Genomic DNA, 17,362 nt, shown 5'->3' on the forward strand with positions numbered 1-17,362 from the left:
CATGAACGACATCGAATTCGGCCTCGACACCTTCGGCGACCTCACCGAAGACGAGAACGGCGAGCTCTCCAGCCATGCGGCGGCCATCCGTCAGACCGTCAACGAGGCGGTGCTCGCCGATCAGCTCGGCGTCGACGTGTTCCTCGTGGGCGAGCACCACCGGCCGGAGTACGCGATCTCGAGTCCCGAGACGGTGCTGGCGGGCATTGCGACCCGCACCTCCCGCATCCGCCTCGGATCCGGGGTCACCGTGCTCAGCTCGGACGATCCCGTGCGCGTGTTCCAGCGCTTCGCCACCGTCGACGCCCTGTCGAACGGCCGTGCCGAGGTCATCCTCGGACGCGGATCGTTCACGGAGTCCTTTCCCCTGTTCGGGCACGACCTCGCCGACTACGAGGTGCTCTTCGACGAGAAGATCGACCTGTTCGCCGAGCTCCTGAAGGAGGAGCCGGTGACGTGGTCGGGCACCCAGCGCCCCGCGCTCGTCGACGCGGACGTCTTCCCCAAGACCGAGAGCGGGCTCAGCACCTGGGTCGGGGTCGGCGGTTCGCCGCAGTCGGTGATCCGCACCGCCCACTACGGCTTCCCGCTCATGCTCGCAATCATCGGCGGGGCGCCGGAACGGTTCGCGGGTTACATCGATCTCTACCGACGCGCGGCCGCGCAGTTCGGCACCACCGCGTATCCGGTCGGCATGCACTCGCCCGGCTTCATCGCCGACACCGACGAAGAGGCCCGCGAGCTGCTCTGGCCGCGGTACAAGGTGATCCGCGACCGGATCGGCGCGCTCCGCGGCTGGCCGCCGATCCGCCGGGAGGAGTTCGACCAGGAGATCGAGCACGGCTCCATGTACGTCGGCTCGCCCGAGACCGTGGCGCAGAAGATCGCCCGCACTCTCGGCGCGCTCGACGTCGGCCGCTTCGACCTCATCTACACGATGGGGTTCCTGCCGGCCGCGGCGCGGATGCGCGCGGTCGAGCTGTACGGGTCGGTCGTCATCCCGCGCGTGCGCGAGCTGCTCGCCGCGCAGCGCGCCGAGAACGAGGTCGCGGCGTGAGCGGGGCGAGGGATGGGGCCACGCTCGGCATCCTCGGTGCCGGCAAGGTCGGCACCGTCCTCGCCCGACTGGCTGTGGCAGCGGGGTATCGGGTGCTCATCGCCGGCTCCGGCGATCCGGGGAGGATCGCCCTGACCGTCGAGGTGCTGGCTCCCGGCGCCGAGGTGGCGACGGCGGCAGTCGCGGCCGAGCAGGCAGACATCGTGATCCTCGCGCTGCCGCTCGGCAAGCACCGGTCGCTCCCGGTGGCGGCGCTGCGTGGAAAAGTGGTGGTCGACGCCATGAACTACTGGTGGGAGACCGACGGCATCCGCGAGGAGTTCACGGGGTCGACGAGCGAGATCGTGCAGGATTTCCTGCCCGACTCCCTCATGGTGAAGGCCTTCAATCACATGGGGTATCACGACATGGAGGCGGACTCCCGGCCCTCCGGTGCTGCCGACCGCAAGGCGATCGCGCTCGCCGGGGATCATGAGGATGCTCTCGCCCGGGTCGCGCGGCTGATCGACGATCTGGGGTTCGACCCGCTTCCTGCCGGGGCGCTGGCCGACGGCATCCGCCTGCAGCCGGGCGCGGGGGCCTTCGGGGCGAACGTCTCGCGCGGTGAGCTCCTCGAACTCGTCGAGGCGTTCGATCCGGAGCGGGACCGGTTGACGCTCCCTGCGTTCGGGTGACGCCGCGGCGATCAGTCCGTCGCGGTCAGGAACGGGCGGGCGGCGGCGAGGAACGCGCGCGGGTCATCGGCCCAGAGGCGGATGCGGGTGATCTCGTGCCTTCCGCCCTTGGGCAGGAGGCCGGGGAGGCGGATGCCGACGGGCCGCTCCAGCTCGATCTCGATGTTGGTCTCGTCCTGCATCCGCTCGGCGTACTCGGCACCCTGTTCGGTCGGGGTGATCCGTGGCAGCTTCGGCTCATCGACGCGCTTCGAGATGGCGATGGAGGCGATGTCGTCCCAGGCGATCGGGACGTCGATCTCGAGTCCGCTGCGGATGCGGATGCCGTCGGGCGCGACCGCGTGCGGCCTCATGAGCATCGCGCAGAGGAGCCCGATCATCCACGTCAGACCCCAGATGCCGAGGATGAGGATGGGGATCCGCACGGCGGGCCAGGGGTGCACGATCAGGTCGAGAATCGGGATCTCGACCGCCGAGAGCACGATGAAGATGATGAGGATCGTCAGCACCGGCTGGTGATACGCGACGCCGGTGCCGCCCGGCGGGACGGCGGGACGGCGGGCGATGGCGCGGCCGATGCTCGCGTAGACGCGCAGCTCGGCGATCCACGCGCGGTGGAGGAAGTTCAGCGCGCGGGCGACTCGCGATGGTGCGTCTGACGGGGACGTCCTCGTGCCCGTGGTCATGATGCAGCCCGTCCGGCGTCGGCGCTCGCCGCCTCTGTCACGAGGGTCTCGAGGTGGGATGCGATCGCGGCGATGCCGCGTTCGAGTGCCGCACGGTCCGACGGAGCGACCGCGGCGAGGAGCATGTCGTTGAGCTCGGTGTGCTCCTGCTGCATCCGCGTCATGGTCTCGGTCGCCGAGGCGGTCAGTTCGACGAGGACAGCGCGCCGGTCGGTCGGATGCGGCGTCCGGCGGACGTGGCCCGACTCCTCGAGGCCGTCGACAAGGCCGGTGATGTTGCGCGGCGTGACGTCGCAGAGTCGGGCGAGGTCGCGCTGGGTCGACGGGCCGGCATGCTGCAGCACCCAGAGCAGGTGCACGCGGGCGGTCGTGAGTCCTGTGCCGTCGAAGGCGCGTGCCATGTCTCTCTGGAAGAGCTCGCCGATCAGCAGCAACCGGTCGAGCAGCAGGATGTCCATATCCGTGAGCCTACTACATAGTTACCTCACTTCACGAGTTGGATGTCGCTCCCGTGGCAGTTGTGGCGAGTGGAACGGCAGAACACCCGCCACAACTGCCACGGGAGTGGCTCGATCAGGCGACGGCCGTGGCTTCGAGCTCGACAAGCTGGCCGGGTATGGCCAGTCGCGTGACCTGGAGCATCGTCGTCGTGGGGGCGACGCCGGCGGCACCCAGGCGCCCGGCGAGCACGCCGTAGTGCGGGAAGAGCGCGTCGACATCGGTCGTGTAGACGTTCAGGCGCACGAGGTCGGCCAGCGACATGCCGGCCGCAGCGAGCACCGCCTCGAGGTTGTCCGCACTCAGCGCGAGCTGCGCCGCGATATCCCCGTCATGCTCGGGCCGGCCCTCCGCGCTCATCGCGGTCTGGCCCGAGATGTACAGCGTGCGGGTCTCGCCGGAGACGACCTCGCCCTGGTGGAAACCCAGCTCCTGCGACCACGTCACCGGGTTCACTGCTGTGCGTTCGATTGTCATTTCCTGGTCCTTTCGTCGTGCGATTCCGCCTCGGGAGGAAGCGATGGATCCAGCCTTCCAACGAATCACGACACCTTCTGTCATGTATTCCTGAGACAATCTCCCATGCGCGCAGATCGGCTGGTCTCCCTCGTGCTGCTGCTCCGGCAACGCGGCCGCCTGTCCGCGACGGCGCTCGCCGAAGAGCTCGAGGTCTCGACGCGCACGGTGCTGCGCGACATCGAGGCGCTCTCGACGGCGGGCGTCCCCGTCTACGCCGATCGCGGCCGTCATGGCGGCTTCACGCTCCTGCCGGGGTTCCGCACCGAGCTCACCGGTCTCAATCACGACGAGGCGCTCGCGCTGCTCACCGCCGGCGGCGCCGGGGCGAAAGAGGTGTTCGGGCTCAGCGCCGCGCTGTCATCCGCGATGCGGAAGATCGTCGATGCGCTGCCCGAGGGTCACCAGATCACGGCGGCGGATGCTGCCCGTCGCATCCTCGTCGACCCCGAAGCCGACCTTCTCTCGCGGCGTCGGATCGCCGAGATCATCCCGGAGCCGATCATGAGCGAGGTGCGCCGCGCCGTGCTCGTCGGCCATCGGCTGCGCATCCGCTACGCGGCCGAGGCCCGCGAGCCGGTCTGGCGCACGCTCGATCCGATCGGCCTCGTCACGGTGCGCGACAAGGGCTACCTCCTTGCGACCGTCGACGGCGGCGATCGCACCTACCGCCTCTCGCGCATCCTCGCCGCCGAGGCGCTCCACGAACCCGCGCAGCGAGACGGCACGGTCGACCTGGCCGAGCTGTGGCAGCAGCGCAGCGCGCGGTTCCGGGAGGGGGAGGATCCGCTGGAGGTCGTCTTGCGCCTGGCCCCGTCGCGTCGAGAAGAGGTCGCATCCACGGCCGTCACGGTTCTCGAGGAGACGATCGATACGGACGGCGAGCTGCGGATGACCGTGTCCTTCCAAGATCTCCGTCACGCGGAATGGGCGCTCTGGCAGCTCGACACCGGCGCTGAGGCGCTCGAACCCGTCGAGCTCCGCGAGGCGCTGCGCGCTCGCGCGATCGCGGTCGCCGCCCGCTACGCCGGACCGGTGTGAGTCGAGTCGCGATGGATCAGAAATGCCGTTCCCGCCCCGCCGCCGGCAGCATTATCGATCCAGCATCAGGCCGGTCAGGCCGGATCGAGCCGGAGCACCTCGGGCGACTCCCCGCCCTCGAGATCGTCGGCGATGCGGATGCTGCGCGCCAGGTCGTCGAGCGCCGCGGTCAGGGTGCCGAAGCGCTCGCGGTCGCTGCACACCGCGGTCAGAGTGACCAGGTGGGTTCCGGTGTCCCACGTGTAGGTGGCGAACGGGGGCGTGGCCTCGGACGACGGCAGGGGTACGAGCAGCTTCTCTCCCACGCCGAGGCGCGTCGGGAACGACTGTGTGTCGTCGTACTCCATCGGCATCGATGCCCGCGCGATGCGCACGTCCGGCGTGAGCTGCTGCGCCGTGGCCATCGCCACGATCAGCTCGGGCTCGGCCTTCCAAGTCCACACCAGCACCCGGCCGTCGGCGCGCTTCATGAGCATCGGCGCGGCCTGGCTCATGGCCCAGGCGCCGAAGCGGGATCCCGGGCGCTCGGTCGCCCCGACCGCCGCGTTGACCTGCCCCAGCAGCATCCGGATCGCCGCCTTGCGGTGGCGCCGACCGCGCCAGCCGAGCGAGTCCGTCACGGGGATCCACAGCCGGGGATCGGCGTCGGCAGTCAGTCGCATGGCCCCACGCTAACGGGTGACCCTGGGGGATGCCGGTACGCCTCGGCGGCGCGGTCAGGGCCCTCGGGTAGAGTGGCCAGCGCCCGATCGGGCTCCCTTGGCCGCCGTACCGTAAGGCAGAATGTCTTCCTCTCCCTCCGATCCGACGAACGCTGCGGGGACCCCGCCCCGTCCGCTGAAGATCCTGATCGGGTGCGACACGTTCGCCCCCGACATCAACGGCGCCGCCCGCTTCGCCGAGCGTCTCGCCGCGGGGCTGGTCCAGCGCGGGCATGACGTGCACGTCTCCGCCCCCAATCAGGCGTACCGTCGCGCGGAGCCCCGCACCGAGGTGATCGAGGGCGAGCCGATGACGCTGCACCGCCTTCCCTCCGTGCGGTGGGCGCCGCACGACTGGCTGCGCTTCGTCTGGCCGTGGCGCTCGAAGCACTACGCGCGCACCGTGCTCGATCGCGTCCAGCCCGACGTCGTCCACATCCAGTCGCACATCGTGATCGGTCGCGGGCTGGCCCACGTCGCGCACGAGCGCGGCATCCCGGTCATCGCGACCAACCACGTCATGGCCGAGAACATCCTCGATCACACGACGATGCCGAAGTTCATCGACGATCTGGTGCTGAAGTTCGCCTGGGCCGACGCCAAGCGCACCTTCGACCTGACCCGCGCGATCACCACTCCGACCCGCCGCGCCGCCGACTTCCTCGAGAAGACCGTCGCCGTGCAGGGCGTCATCCCGGTCAGCTGCGGCATCGACCGCACCCAGTACACGCCGGTGATCGCGCCGCGCGACAAGAACCGCATCGTCTTCGTCGGCCGCCTCACCGCCGAGAAGCAGGTCGAGGTCATCCTGCAGGCGATGACCAAGCTCGATCCCGCGCTCGAGACCACGTTCGACATCGTCGGCGGCGGCGACCAGCGCAAGCAGCTGGAGAGCCTCACCGCACAGCTCGGGCTCTCCGACCGCGTCACCTTCCACGGCCGTACGACGGATGAAGACCTGCGTGCGCTGCTGTCACGGGCCAGCCTCTTCGTGATCGCCTCGATCGCCGAGCTGCAGTCCATCGCGACCATGGAGGCGATGGCCTCGGCGCTGCCGATCGTCGCTGCGGATGCCGTCGCGCTCCCGCATCTCGTGCACGACGGAGAGAACGGCCATCTGTTCGAGCCGGGCAACGTCGAAGAGCTCGCCGCGCGCCTGACCGACGTGCTCACCGCGTCGCCGGCGGAGTACGAGCGGATGCAGCGCGCATCGCTCGACGGCGTCGCGATCCACGACATCAACCGCACCCTCGACACCTTCGAAGCGCTGTACCGCGACGAGCCGCTGCCCGAATAGGCGGGCCTCGACATGCACATCGTCTTCTTCGGCGATCAGCACCTCGACTCCCTCGGCGGAGCGCAGGTCTCGATGCGGCTGCAGCGCGAGTTCCTCGAACGCGCCGGGCACACGGTGACCGTCGTCGCGCCGCGGATGCACGCTTCGACAGGCTCAGCGACCCAAGGGCGGACAGGCTCAGCGACCCAAGGGCGGACAGGCTCAGCGACCCAAGCTCCGAACCCGGCCTACGTCGACCTGCCGTCCGTGCCGATCACGCTCGACCGCGAGTACTCCATGAGCTGGCCGGGACGCGGAACCGACCGCTTCCTCGATCGCGCGATGACCCGCCGTCCCGCGGTCGACCTGGTGCACGTGCAGGCCGACTTCTGGGGCGCCTTCATCGGCCACCGCTACGCCGCGCGTCACGGCATCCCGGTCGTCCACACGATGCACAACCGCGTCGATGTCGGCCTCGCCGCGGTCACGCCGCTGCACCGTCCCGTGCTCCGGATCCTCAACGCCTGGCGGCGCGGCGCGCTGCGCGGCGTGGGCGATGCGGTCGCGGGCAGCGATGGCTGGGCCTTCCTCCGCGGGCTCGCCGCCGGCGCCTCGGCCGTGACGGCGCCGTCGACCCATTTCGCCCGCCGCCTCGAGCAGCACGGCGTGTTCGACACGGTCGACGTCGTCTGGAACGGCATCGACGACGACCTGCGCGACGCCACGGTCGCCGCAGCGCCGGAGCACCGCGCGCCCGGAAAGCCGCGCTTCGTCTGGCTGGGGCGGATGAGCCCGGAGAAGCGCCTGCTGCCCTTCCTCGAGGCGTTCGTGGCCTCCGGAGTGGATGCCGAGCTCGAGATCATCGGCGGCGGCGCGCAGCGCGCCGCCGCGGAGAAGATCGTCGAGGGTCGCGCGGGTGTGCGCTTCGCGGGGCGGCTCACCTACGCGCAGACGCTCGCGCACATCGCCGCGGCGGACGCGCTCGTGCAGACGTCGATCGGCTTCGAGACGCAGGGCATGACGCCGTTCGAGGCGGCGACCCTCGGCACGCCGTCGGTCATCTGCGACCCCGACATCGCCGCGGAGCTCGGCGGCGGGCTGTGGGCGGTGCCGGATGCCGATGCCCCCGCGACCGGTCGTGAACGAGAGGCGCAGCGCGCGGAAGCACTCGCCGAGACGCTGCGACGCGCGGCATCCGACATCGTCGCCGGCGCCGCACCGACCCCTGTCCCGGAGGTCGCGGAAGCGTTCCGGCAGTCCTCGCGGACCGCGGCGATGATCCGCGTCTACGAGCGCGTGCTCGCCGGCCGCTGAGGCCGAGTCCCTCCGCTCAGAAGAAGCGGTAGAAGGTCGACGACACGAAGCTGATCACGAGACCGAGCAGCCCCACCCCGGCGATCCCGATCGCGATGCCGACGAGCAGCTGCGAGCCCGGACGCTTCGCGGCGATGAGCGCGAGCACCAGTGCCGCGGCGTAGCCGAGGAGGCTGATGACGCCGAGGATGCCGGAGATGACGGTCGTGGTCTCGAAACCACCGGTCGACATGTAGAGGAACGGCGTGAACAGCGACACGAGCAGGCTGAGACCGGCGGTGACGACGGCGATCACGAAGGCGATCCGGCCGAGCGGGTTGCCGGGCCCCGTCGGCTTCGGAGCCGTGGGGTAGGCGGGATAACCGGGCTGCGCGCCTGCGTTCTGCGGGGCCGCCGGGTACTGCGGACCGGCCGGGTACTGCGCTGCCGCGGGCGCCTGCGGGGCCGCGGGGTACTGCGGCGCGGCGGGCAGATGCGGCGGCGCCGGCGGGAAGGCGGGGTTCGGCTGTGCGGACGGCGGAACAGGAGGCTGCTGCGGCTCGCTCATGGTTCGAGCGTAGTCGCGGGGGCGCGTTCGCGTCAGGATCGCTTTCGCGGCCGCCGGCGGTCAGCTCTTGGCGCCGGTCAGTGCGAGTGTGCCGCCGAGGCCGATCATCATGACTCCGCCGGTGCCGGAGAGGGTCGACATGCGGCGCGGGGAGCGGGCGAACCAGGTGCGCGCCGTTCCCGCTGCCAGAACCCAGACGCTGTCGCACATGAGCGCGAGCGTCTGGAAGGTGAGCCCGAGGATCAGCAGCTGCGCCCACACCGGACCCCCCGACGGAGCCACGAACTGGGGCAGCACCGCGACGAAGAAGGCGATGGTCTTGGGATTGGTCGCTCCCACGATGAAGCCCTGGCGCAGCAGCTTCCCCGCAGACGCCGGGGTGCGTCCCGCGTCAGCGACGTGATCGTGGCGGTGGCGGATGGCCTGGATGCCGAGCCACACGAGGTACGCGGCGCCGATGATCTTGATGACGGTGAAGGCGACGACCGACGACGCGACGATGGCGCCGACGCCGAATGCGACGGCCAGGACCGCGGGCACGGTGCCGAGGGCGTTGCCGACGACGCTGAGCGCTCCTGCGCGACGGCCCAGCGAAAGCGACCGGCCGATCACGAAGAGCACGCTCGGGCCGGGGATGACGATGATCACGACAGACGCGATGGTGAAGGCGAGCAGGCTGTCGAACGGGATCATGAGCCGACGATACCGTGGCGCGCTACTTCCGGCTCAACGGTAGGTGTGTCCGGTCTCGGCGTGCTGTGCGACGTCGCGACCGGCGACGCGACTCCAGTCCGTGGGGGTCTGGCGGTAACCGTCGCGGCGCAGTTCGACGACGGAGGCGACGGCGGCCCAGAGGGCGAGGGCGAGAACTGCGATGAGGAGTACCATGGCAGAAACGCTACGCTCGGCGGTAAACCGCCACGAGTGGCAGAATAGACTAAGAACGTTCGAAAACTGCCAAACAAGGAGAGTCGATGAAGACGGTCGCCTGCGTCATCCAGGACGGGTTCGCGCCCTTCGAGTTCGGTGTCGCCTGCGAGGCCTTCGGCCTCGACCGCTCCGACGACGGTGTGCCGAACTTCGATTTCCGCATCGTCGCGCCGCGGGCCGGTGTCGTCCAGTCGAAGATCGGGTTCTCCATCAACGTCGAGAACGACCTCTCCTTCGCCTACGAGGCCGATCTCGTCGTGTTCTGCCCGCTTCCCCGCACGCATTGGTCTGCCATCGATCCGCTGCTCCTCGACCTCGCGCGCCACGCGGTCGACCGCGGCGCGTGGGTGATGAGCGTGTGCAGCGGGTCGTTCATCCTGGCCGCCGCCGGTGTCCTCGACGGGCGACGCGCGACCACGCACTGGATGTACTCGCACGTGATGGCCGAGATGTATCCGCAGATCGACATCGACCCCGACGTGCTGTTCGTCCAGGACGGCAAGATCATCACCAGTGCCGGCACCGCCGCCGGCATCGACGCGTGCCTGCACCTGCTGCGTCAGGAGCTGGGCGCCGATCTCACCAACCGCATCGCCCGACGCATGGTCGTGCCGCCGCAGCGCGACGGCGGTCAGGCCCAGTTCATCGACCGTCCGATCCCCGTCGTCGCCAGCGACTCGCTGGCCGCTGTCGCCGACTGGGCCGTCGAGCATCTGCGCGACGAGCTCGGCGTCGATCAGCTCGCGGCCAAGGCGCTGATGTCGCCGCGCACGTTCGCCCGGCGGTTCAAGGCCGAGTACGGTGCGACGCCTGCGGCCTGGCTCGCGCGCCAGCGCATCATCCACGCGCAGCGGATGCTGGAGCGCACCGATCTGCCTCTCGAGCAGATCGCCGAGGAGTGCGGATTCGGCTCGGCGGCCGTGCTGCGGCAGAACTTCGCTCGGGTGCTCGGCCTGACCCCGACGGCTTACCGGGCGCGCTTCTCCTGCGCGGACGACGAGGAGGCTCCGGCGGCCTGAACCGCTGCTCCATTATTTCGCATGGTGGAAGAGAGATTCCGAAAGGCTGGACGCGCAGCGAATCCGGTGTTACAGTCGTTCCCAGCCCGCACCTCAATAGAGGCCTGCGGACAGGAAGCAGCACAACCTAGCGGTTCGACGTATATCTCGCGGAACGGCCTGATCAAGGCCCGACCAGATAAGCCGTATCACTGCGACGACAGCAAGGAAGCTCTCCGTCATGACCAGCACCGCTATGCCCGAAACCGGCCTGCGATCGACTCCGGCCGAGTATCTCGCCCGCGCCGTCGCCATCGCGACCGACAACGTCCGCAACCAGGGCGGCCCGTTCGGCGCCATCGTCGTCACGGCCGATGGCCGCGTCTTCGAAGGCGTGAACCGCGTCACCGCGAACCTCGACCCCTCGGCGCACGCCGAGGTCACCGCGATCCGCGCCGCCTGCCAGGGTCTCGGCACCTTCGACCTCACCGGCGCCGTGCTCTACAGCAGCTGCGAGCCGTGCCCGATGTGCCTCGCCACCTCGCTGTGGGCACGCGTCGACCGCGTCTACTTCGCCGCCGATCGGAACGACGCGGCCGACGCCGGATTCGACGACGCCGTGTTCTACCGCTACTTCGAAGGCGGTGAGGAGGACAGAGCGATCATGCCGGTCGCGCAGGAGCCTCTGCCGCCCACCGCGCGCATCGCTCCGTTCACAGAGTGGAGCACCACGTCCACCCGAGTCGACTACTGACCCGAACGACGATTGGAGCCGAAGATGTCTTCATCCGTTTTCCTGCCGGACGAGCCCGAGACCGGGGCCACTCCCGCGGCGGTGCACCCGCCGCTGCCCACCGGGGCAACCACGACCGTCGACGCCGAACCCCGTAACGGGCTCGACCGCTTCTTCGAGATCACCCAGCGCGGGTCGACCTTCGGGCGCGAGATCCGCGGCGGTATCGTCACGTTCGTGACGATGGCGTACATCGTCATCCTCAACCCCCTCATCCTCGGCGGCGTCGACGACGTCACCGGTAACGCCCTGCAGGCCGCGCAGATCGGCGCAGCCACCGGCCTGACCGCCGGCGTCATGACGATCCTGTTCGGTCTGATCGCTCGGCTGCCCTTCGCCCTCGCCGCAGGCCTCGGCATCAACTCGTTCCTCGCCGTCTCGGTCGTCGGCCAGGTGACCTGGCCGGAGGCCATGGGACTGGTCGTGATCAACGGCGTGCTCATCGTGCTCTTCGGGGCCACCGGCATCCGCACGGCGATCTTCAACGCGGTGCCCGCTCCGCTCAAGGCGGCGATCACCGTCGGCATCGGCCTGTTCATCGCCTTCATCGGCTTCGTCGACTCCGGATTCGTCAACCGCACCCCGGGCGGTCCGCCCGTGCAGCTGGGTGACGGCGGATCGATCACCTCGGTCCCGACGCTGATCTTCCTGCTCGGCCTGCTCATCATCGGCGTGCTCGTGGCGCGCAAGGTGCCGGGCGGCATCCTGATCGGCATCGTCGCGGCGACGGTGATCGCGATCATCGCGCAGGCGTTCCTCAAGCTCGGCCCGAGCTTCGAGGAGCCGGGCGGCTGGCACATGACCATCCCCGAGATCCCCGCCTCGTTCGTGACGATCCCCGACTTCGGGCTCATCGGCCAGTTCGACCTGTTCGGCTCGTTCAGCCGCATCGGCGCCCTGGCGGCCACGATGCTGGTGTTCACCCTGGTGTTCTCGAACTTCTTCGACGCCATGGGCACGATGACCGGTCTCGCGAAGAACGCCGGGCTCGCCTACAAGGACGGCACGTTCCCGCGTCTGCGCTCGGCGTTCGTCGTCGAGGGCCTGGGTGCCGTCGCCGGCGGCGCCACCTCGACCTCGTCCAACACCGTGTTCGTGGACAGCGCCTCCGGCATCGGCGAGGGGGCCCGCACGGGACTCGCCTCGGTCGTGGTCGGCGTGCTCTTCCTGCTCTCGATGTTCTTCACGCCGCTCACGCTGGTGGTGCCGATCGAGGTGGGATCCGCCGCGCTGGTCGTGGTCGGCGCGATGATGATGGCGCAGATCAAGGAGATCAAGTTCACGAACTTCGCCGTGGCGCTCCCCGCGTTCCTCACCATCGTCACGATGCCCCTGACGTACTCGATCGCCAACGGCATCGGCGTCGGCTTCATCGCCTGGACCCTGGTGAACACGCTCTCCGGCCGTGCGCGCAAGGTGCACTGGCTGATGTGGGTCGTGGCCGTCGGCTTCGCGCTGTACTTCGTGCGGGGCCCGATCGAGGTGCTGCTCGCCGGCTGAGCGGCAGCACCACAGCTGTACTGAGGAGATCGACCATGAACGACATCGCCGTCACTGAGACCGCTGTCACAGGAACCGCCGTCAACGTCAACGGGCGGGTCCGCCCGCTCGACGGCGTCGCCGCCCACACGACCGCACTCGACTGGCTGCGCGACACCGGATTGTCGGGCAGCAAGGAAGGCTGCGCGGAGGGGGAGTGCGGAGCGTGCGCGATGCTGCTCGCGACCCCGACGCCCGAGGGCGGTACCGCCTGGACGCCGGTCAACGCCTGCCTGGTTCCCGTGTACGCGCTGAACGGTCAGGAGATCGTGACCGCCGAGGGTCTCGGCTCCCCGGATGCCCTGCACCCGGTGCAGGAGAAGCTGGCCGAGGCGGGGGGATCCCAGTGCGGCTACTGCACCCCCGGCTTCGCCTGCAGCATGGCGGGGGAGTACTACCGGTCCGAGCGCACTCCTGCCGAGACCACGCCGGCCGAAGGGGGCACCGGTCACGACGACGGCATCCCCTCGCACGACGCGGAGCACGGCCCGAACGGATTCGATCTGCACGCGCTCAGCGGCAACCTCTGCCGCTGCACCGGGTATCGGCCGATCCGCGACGCCGCCTACACGCTGGGTGACCCCGAGGCGGACGATCCCCTGCAGCAGCGGCTCGCGGCTCCCGCTCCCGCGGCAGTCCCCACGGTCGCCGAGGTCGACGGGTCGCGGTTCATCCGTCCGGCCTCCCTCGCCGAAGCCCTGCGTCTGCTCCGCGAGGAGCCGGAGGCGCTGCTCGTGGCGGGCTCCACCGACTGGGGCGTCGAGGTGAACATCCGCGGTCGTCGCGCGCCGCTCGTCATCGCGATCGAGCAGCTCGACGAGCTGCGGACCCTCCATCACGACGATGACGTGCTCGAGATCGGTGCGGCGCTCCCGCTCTCCGAGGTGGAGAAGCGCCTCGGCGGCGCGGTGCCGCTGCTCGCGAAGCTCTTCCCGCAGTTCGCCTCCCGCCTGATCCGCAACCGCGCCACGTTCGGCGGCAACCTGGGCACCGGCTCCCCGATCGGCGACACTCCGCCCGCCCTGCTCGCGCTCGGCGCCCGGCTCGTCCTGGCATCGGTCGACGGAGAGCGCGAGGTCGAGCTCGCGGAGTACTTCACCGGCTACCGGCAGACGATCCGTCGTCCTGACGAGCTGATCCGCGCGGTGCGCATCCCGCTCCCGCTCGCGTCGGTGACCGCGTTCCACAAGATCGCGAAGCGACGCTTCGATGACATCTCCAGCGTCGCGATCGCCTTCGCGCTCGACATCGAGGACGGGATCGTCACGGCGGCGCGGATCGGTCTCGGCGGTGTCGCGGCCACGCCCCTTCGCGCCTACGCCGCGGAAGAGGCTCTGATCGGCCGGCCGTGGAACATCGCCACGGTGCGGGCGGCATCCGAGATCCTCGGAGCCGAGGGCACCCCGATGTCGGACCACCGCGCGAGCGCGGACTACCGGTCGCTCATGCTCAACACCGCGCTGCTCAAACTCTACAGCTCGACGGTCATCGGCTCGAAGGAGGTGTCGGCATGAGTGCTCTCGCCGACCGACCGGCCAACCCCATCGTGGGACACCGGGCCGCGCACGAGAGTGCGGCCCTCCACGTCACCGGCGCCGCCATGTACACCGACGACCTCGCCGCCCACACCGCGGGGGTGCTCACGGCGTGGCCCGTGCAGTCCACGAACGCGCACGCGAAGGTCACCGTCGACGTCTCCGGTGCCTACGAGGTGCCCGGCGTCGTGCGCGTGCTCACCGCCGACGATGTGCCCGGCATCAACGACGCGGGCATCAAGCACGACGAGCCGCTGTTCCCCAGCGAGGCGATGTTCTACGGGCACGCCCTCGTCTGGGTGCTCGGCGAGACGCAGGAGGCCGCGCGCCTCGGCGCCGAGCGCGTCACGGTCGAATACGAGCCCCTGCCGTCGCTCATCACCGTGCGGGATGCGATCGACGCGGAGTCGTATCAGGGCATCGCCCGCACCGTGCAGCGCGGCGACGCGGCATCCGCTCTCGCCTCGGCGGCCCACGTGTTCGAAGGCGTCACCGAGTTCGGCGGCCAGGAGCACTTCTACCTGGAGACGCATGCGTCGCTTGCGATCCGCGACTCCGAGGGTCAGTACTTCGTGCAGTGCTCGACGCAGCATCCGTCCGAGACGCAGGAGATCATCGCGCACGTGCTCGGGATCACGTCCAGCGAGGTGACCGTGCAGTCGCTGCGGATGGGCGGGGCGTTCGGCGGCAAGGAGATGCAGCCGCACGGCCTCGCCGCGATCGCCGCACTCGGTGCGAAGCTCACGGGTCGCCCCGTGCGCCTGCGCCTGAACCGCACCCAGGACATCACGATGACCGGCAAGCGGCATCCGTTCCACATCTCGTGGAAGGTCGGCCTCGACGCCGACGGGATGCTGCAGGGGCTGGATGCCACTCTCACCTGCGACGGCGGATGGAGTCTCGACCTGTCCGAGCCGGTGCTCGGCCGCGCCCTGTGCCACCTCGACAACGCCTACTGGATCCCCAACGTGCACGCCTACGGCCGCATCGCGAAGACGAACAAGGCCTCGAATACGGCCTTCCGCGGCTTCGGCGGGCCGCAGGGCGTGTTCCTCATCGAGGACATCCTCGGCCGGGTCGCGCCCGCGCTCGGCATCGACCCGCTCGAGCTGCGCGAGAAGAACTTCTACCAGCCGGGCCAGAGCACCCCCTACGGCCAGCTCGTGAAGGACGCGCCGCGCATGGGTGCGATCTGGAGCGAGCTGCGCGGCGAGGCCGAGGTCGACGAGCGTCGAGCGGAGATCGCCGCGTTCAACGCCCGCAGCCCGCACATCAAGCGCGCCCTGGCGCTCACGCCCATCAAGTTCGGCATCTCGTTCAACTTCGCGGCCTTCAACCAGGCCGGTGCGCTCGTGCACGTCTACAAGGACGGGTCCGTGCTGATCAACCACGGCGGCACCGAGATGGGGCAGGGCCTGCACACCAAGATGATGCAGGTGGCCGCGACGGCGCTCGGGCTCGAGCTGCATCAGGTGCGCCTGGCGCCGACCCGCACCGACAAGGTGCCGAACACGTCGGCCACGGCGGCATCGTCGGGCACCGACCTCAACGGCGGTGCGGTCAAGAACGCGTGCGAGCAGATCCGCGGGCGGATGGCGGCTGTCGCCGGTCGCCTGCTGAACGCCGACGAGCGCGATGTGCTGTTCGAGGGAGGGTACGTCACCGCCCTCGGCAACCTGTCGCAGCGGCTCACCTTCGCCGAGGTGGCGAACGCCGCGTACCTCCAGCGCGTGCAGCTGTTCGCCGCGGGGTACTACCGCACCGAGGGCCTGCACTGGAACCCGGAGATCATGCAGGGCTCGCCCTTCAAGTACTTCTCCTACGGCGCGGCCGCGACCGAGGTCGAGGTCGACGAGTTCACGGGGCTCTACAGCGTGCGCCGGGTCGACATCATCCATGACGTCGGCGACTCGCTCTCTCCCATGCTCGACATCGGGCAGATCGAGGGCGCCTATGTGCAGGGCGTCGGCTGGCTGACGCTGGAGGAGCTGCGCTGGGATGAGAGCGACGGGCCGAACCGCGGGCGGCTGCAGACCCAGTCGGCGTCGACGTACAAGCTGCCGAGCTTCTCGGAGATGCCGGAGCAGTTCCATGTGCGCCTGTTCGAGAACGCCCGCGAGGACGGGGCCGTGTACGGCTCGAAGGCCGTCGGCGAGCCCCCGTTCATGCTGGCGTTCAGCGCGCGGGAGGCCATCCGTCAGGCCGTCGGAGAATTCGGTCCCGCCGGGCACATGGTCGAGCTGAGCTCGCCCGCGACACCGGAGGCGGTCTTCTGGGCCGTTCGCCGCGCGCAGCAGGCGGCGGGAGCCGTAGAGGCCCCCGAGCCGGAACTCGTCGCCTCGATCTGACCGGGACACGACATGGACTGGGTCGATGCGCTGCAGGGATTGCGCTCCACGCGCACGCCCGCGGTGATCGTGACGCTCGCGCTGGTGCGCGGGCATGCGCCGCGCAATGGCGGGGCGAAGATGGTCGTGTCGCCCGACGCCGTGTTCGGAACGGTCGGGGGTGGCAACCTCGAGGCCACGGCGATCGAACGCGCCAGAGGGATGCTCCGCGCGGGCGCGGCGGAGCCCGAGCTGCTGGTTCTCACGTTGAGCGACAAGGCCGTCACCGAGTACGGCGTGCAGTGCTGCGGAGGAGAGGTCACGATCATGCTCGAACCGGTGCGCGTCACGCCCAGCATCGCGATCTTCGGGATGGGGCATGTGGGACTCGAGCTCGCGCGCATCCTCGCCCGGCACGAGGTCGAGCTGCACCTGGTCGACTCGCGGCCGGAGATGCTCGCCGCGGAGCGGATCGGGGTGCCCGGCGAGAGCGGCGTCTTGGCCGACAGCGTCGCGCGGGTTCATGCGACGCTTGCCCCCGTGCCCGAAGCCGTGCTGGCCGCGCTGCCGGTCGGCTCCCACGTCCTGGTGATGACGCATGATCATGTCGAGGACCTCGCGGTCGTCGACATGTCTCTACGCACTCCCGATCTCGCCTCGATCGGCCTGATCGGCTCGGCGTCGAAGTGGGCGCGGTTCCGCAAGAAGCTCACCGAGCTCGGCCAGACCGAGAGCGACCTGGCGCGGGTCGTGACGCCGATCGGCATCCCCGAGGTGGCGGGCAAGCAGCCCGCCGTGATCGCCGTCAGCGTCGCCGCGCGGCTGCTGCAGCTGATCGAGGAGGCGGCGCCGGAAGAGGCCGCGGGCAGCTGACGCCGGATGAGTGCCCGTCACCTTCCTCATCAACGGCGTCACCGGAACCTCCCCATC

18 protein-coding genes are annotated in these 17,362 nt (G+C 69.8%); 11 read left to right on the plus strand and 7 right to left on the minus strand.

Annotation, left to right across the window (positions count from 1 at the left end):
• Window position 1: 1 nt before the first annotated feature.
• Window positions 2–1,057, plus strand: coding sequence for an LLM class flavin-dependent oxidoreductase (locus MRBLWH11_RS07020; protein WP_341947291.1), 1,056 nt, complete (start codon window positions 2–4; stop codon window positions 1,055–1,057).
• Window positions 1,054–1,731: an NAD(P)-binding domain-containing protein gene (locus MRBLWH11_RS07025; protein WP_341947292.1), complete on the plus strand. Its 678-nt coding sequence runs from the start codon at window positions 1,054–1,056 to the stop codon at window positions 1,729–1,731. Before MRBLWH11_RS07020 ends, MRBLWH11_RS07025 begins: the two co-directional genes overlap by 4 nt.
• Window positions 1,732–1,742: 11 nt before the next feature.
• Here the strand turns inward: MRBLWH11_RS07025 and MRBLWH11_RS07030 are convergent, their stop codons facing one another.
• From MRBLWH11_RS07030 to MRBLWH11_RS07040, 3 genes are all read right to left on the minus strand, one after another.
• Window positions 1,743–2,417 (minus strand): hypothetical protein, encoded by a 675-nt coding sequence (locus MRBLWH11_RS07030; RefSeq protein WP_341947293.1) that lies wholly within the window; start codon window positions 2,415–2,417, stop codon window positions 1,743–1,745.
• Window positions 2,414–2,875: a MarR family transcriptional regulator gene (locus MRBLWH11_RS07035; protein ID WP_341947294.1), complete on the minus strand. Its 462-nt coding sequence runs from the start codon at window positions 2,873–2,875 to the stop codon at window positions 2,414–2,416. Before MRBLWH11_RS07035 ends, MRBLWH11_RS07030 begins: the two co-directional genes overlap by 4 nt.
• A gap of 115 nt (window positions 2,876–2,990) precedes the next feature.
• A complete protein-coding gene (locus tag MRBLWH11_RS07040) occupies window positions 2,991–3,386 on the minus strand; it encodes a RidA family protein (RefSeq protein ID WP_341947811.1) in 396 nt (131 codons plus the stop codon).
• Window positions 3,387–3,497: 111 nt separating this feature from the next.
• Between MRBLWH11_RS07040 and MRBLWH11_RS07045 the strand changes: the two genes are divergently transcribed.
• Complete coding sequence (locus MRBLWH11_RS07045; RefSeq protein ID WP_341947295.1) at window positions 3,498–4,472, plus strand: WYL domain-containing protein; 975 nt, start codon at window positions 3,498–3,500, stop codon at window positions 4,470–4,472.
• 74 nt (window positions 4,473–4,546) lie between these two features.
• Here the strand turns inward: MRBLWH11_RS07045 and MRBLWH11_RS07050 are convergent, their stop codons facing one another.
• Window positions 4,547–5,134 carry a hypothetical protein gene (locus tag MRBLWH11_RS07050; protein WP_116633719.1) on the minus strand — a complete coding sequence of 196 codons (588 nt, stop codon included), beginning with the start codon at window positions 5,132–5,134 and terminating at the stop codon, window positions 4,547–4,549.
• Between the two features lie 121 nt (window positions 5,135–5,255).
• Between MRBLWH11_RS07050 and MRBLWH11_RS07055 the strand changes: the two genes are divergently transcribed.
• Both MRBLWH11_RS07055 and MRBLWH11_RS07060 read left to right on the plus strand, forming a co-directional pair.
• A complete protein-coding gene (locus MRBLWH11_RS07055) occupies window positions 5,256–6,470 on the plus strand; it encodes a glycosyltransferase (protein WP_341947296.1) in 1,215 nt (404 codons plus the stop codon).
• Between the two features lie 12 nt (window positions 6,471–6,482).
• Complete coding sequence (locus MRBLWH11_RS07060; RefSeq protein ID WP_341947297.1) at window positions 6,483–7,763, plus strand: glycosyltransferase; 1,281 nt, start codon at window positions 6,483–6,485, stop codon at window positions 7,761–7,763.
• A 16-nt stretch (window positions 7,764–7,779) separates the two neighbouring features.
• On the opposite strand, the gene MRBLWH11_RS07065 is transcribed toward MRBLWH11_RS07060, so the two are convergent.
• Genes MRBLWH11_RS07065 through MRBLWH11_RS07075 form a run of 3 tightly spaced genes read right to left on the minus strand, consistent with a single transcriptional unit; the run spans window position 7,780 to window position 9,198 of the window.
• The gene (locus tag MRBLWH11_RS07065; protein ID WP_341947298.1) at window positions 7,780–8,310 is read right to left on the minus strand and encodes a hypothetical protein; all 531 of its coding nucleotides are present in this window, start codon (window positions 8,308–8,310) and stop codon (window positions 7,780–7,782) included.
• A gap of 60 nt (window positions 8,311–8,370) precedes the next feature.
• Window positions 8,371–9,003 (minus strand): LysE family translocator, encoded by a 633-nt coding sequence (locus tag MRBLWH11_RS07070; RefSeq protein WP_116633723.1) that lies wholly within the window; start codon window positions 9,001–9,003, stop codon window positions 8,371–8,373.
• Window positions 9,004–9,036: 33 nt separating this feature from the next.
• Entirely contained in the window at window positions 9,037–9,198 is a 162-nt protein-coding gene (locus MRBLWH11_RS07075; protein ID WP_341947299.1) for a hypothetical protein, read from the minus strand.
• Between the two features lie 86 nt (window positions 9,199–9,284).
• Here MRBLWH11_RS07075 and MRBLWH11_RS07080 point away from each other — a divergent pair, with 86 nt between their 5' ends.
• The 6 genes from MRBLWH11_RS07080 (at window position 9,285) to xdhC (ending at window position 17,305) form a co-directional block, all read left to right on the plus strand.
• On the plus strand, window positions 9,285–10,259 hold the full coding sequence (locus MRBLWH11_RS07080) for a helix-turn-helix domain-containing protein (RefSeq protein WP_116633724.1): 975 nt from the start codon (window positions 9,285–9,287) through the stop codon (window positions 10,257–10,259).
• A 220-nt stretch (window positions 10,260–10,479) separates the two neighbouring features.
• Entirely contained in the window at window positions 10,480–10,992 is a 513-nt protein-coding gene (locus MRBLWH11_RS07085; protein ID WP_243408775.1) for a nucleoside deaminase, read from the plus strand.
• A 24-nt stretch (window positions 10,993–11,016) separates the two neighbouring features.
• A complete protein-coding gene (locus MRBLWH11_RS07090; RefSeq protein WP_116633726.1) occupies window positions 11,017–12,531 on the plus strand; it encodes an NCS2 family permease in 1,515 nt (504 codons plus the stop codon).
• A 35-nt stretch (window positions 12,532–12,566) separates the two neighbouring features.
• Window positions 12,567–14,084 carry an FAD binding domain-containing protein gene (locus tag MRBLWH11_RS07095; RefSeq protein ID WP_341947300.1) on the plus strand — a complete coding sequence of 506 codons (1,518 nt, stop codon included), beginning with the start codon at window positions 12,567–12,569 and terminating at the stop codon, window positions 14,082–14,084.
• The gene (gene xdhB, locus MRBLWH11_RS07100) at window positions 14,081–16,453 is read left to right on the plus strand and encodes a xanthine dehydrogenase molybdopterin binding subunit (protein ID WP_341947301.1); all 2,373 of its coding nucleotides are present in this window, start codon (window positions 14,081–14,083) and stop codon (window positions 16,451–16,453) included. The genes MRBLWH11_RS07095 and xdhB overlap by 4 nt, the downstream gene beginning before the upstream one ends.
• Before the next feature lie 12 nt (window positions 16,454–16,465).
• Window positions 16,466–17,305, plus strand: a complete 840-nt coding sequence (gene xdhC, locus MRBLWH11_RS07105; RefSeq protein WP_341947302.1) for a xanthine dehydrogenase accessory protein XdhC — start codon at window positions 16,466–16,468, stop codon at window positions 17,303–17,305.
• The last annotated feature ends 57 nt before the right edge of the window (window positions 17,306–17,362 follow it).

It is taken from the genome of Microbacterium sp. LWH11-1.2, from assembly GCF_038397745.1.
Lineage (GTDB): Bacteria > Actinomycetota > Actinomycetes > Actinomycetales > Microbacteriaceae > Microbacterium.

Bases quoted from the DNA above. Each gene is read 5' to 3' on its own strand.
- MRBLWH11_RS07020 (WP_341947291.1), top strand. From the start codon at position 2: ATGAACGACATCGAATTCGGCCTCGACACCTTCGGCGACCTCACCGAA.
- MRBLWH11_RS07030 (WP_341947293.1), bottom strand. From the start codon at position 2,417: ATGACCACGGGCACGAGGACGTCCCCGTCAGACGCACCATCGCGAGTC.
- MRBLWH11_RS07035 (WP_341947294.1), bottom strand. From the start codon at position 2,875: ATGGACATCCTGCTGCTCGACCGGTTGCTGCTGATCGGCGAGCTCTTC.
- MRBLWH11_RS07045 (WP_341947295.1), top strand. From the start codon at position 3,498: ATGCGCGCAGATCGGCTGGTCTCCCTCGTGCTGCTGCTCCGGCAACGC.
- MRBLWH11_RS07050 (WP_116633719.1), bottom strand. From the start codon at position 5,134: ATGCGACTGACTGCCGACGCCGATCCCCGGCTGTGGATCCCCGTGACG.
- MRBLWH11_RS07055 (WP_341947296.1), top strand. From the start codon at position 5,256: ATGTCTTCCTCTCCCTCCGATCCGACGAACGCTGCGGGGACCCCGCCC.
- MRBLWH11_RS07060 (WP_341947297.1), top strand. From the start codon at position 6,483: ATGCACATCGTCTTCTTCGGCGATCAGCACCTCGACTCCCTCGGCGGA.
- MRBLWH11_RS07065 (WP_341947298.1), bottom strand. From the start codon at position 8,310: ATGAGCGAGCCGCAGCAGCCTCCTGTTCCGCCGTCCGCACAGCCGAAC.
- MRBLWH11_RS07070 (WP_116633723.1), bottom strand. From the start codon at position 9,003: ATGATCCCGTTCGACAGCCTGCTCGCCTTCACCATCGCGTCTGTCGTG.
- MRBLWH11_RS07075 (WP_341947299.1), bottom strand. From the start codon at position 9,198: ATGGTACTCCTCATCGCAGTTCTCGCCCTCGCCCTCTGGGCCGCCGTC.
- MRBLWH11_RS07080 (WP_116633724.1), top strand. From the start codon at position 9,285: ATGAAGACGGTCGCCTGCGTCATCCAGGACGGGTTCGCGCCCTTCGAG.
- MRBLWH11_RS07085 (WP_243408775.1), top strand. From the start codon at position 10,480: ATGACCAGCACCGCTATGCCCGAAACCGGCCTGCGATCGACTCCGGCC.
- MRBLWH11_RS07090 (WP_116633726.1), top strand. From the start codon at position 11,017: ATGTCTTCATCCGTTTTCCTGCCGGACGAGCCCGAGACCGGGGCCACT.
- MRBLWH11_RS07095 (WP_341947300.1), top strand. From the start codon at position 12,567: ATGAACGACATCGCCGTCACTGAGACCGCTGTCACAGGAACCGCCGTC.
- xdhB (WP_341947301.1), top strand. From the start codon at position 14,081: ATGAGTGCTCTCGCCGACCGACCGGCCAACCCCATCGTGGGACACCGG.
- xdhC (WP_341947302.1), top strand. From the start codon at position 16,466: ATGGACTGGGTCGATGCGCTGCAGGGATTGCGCTCCACGCGCACGCCC.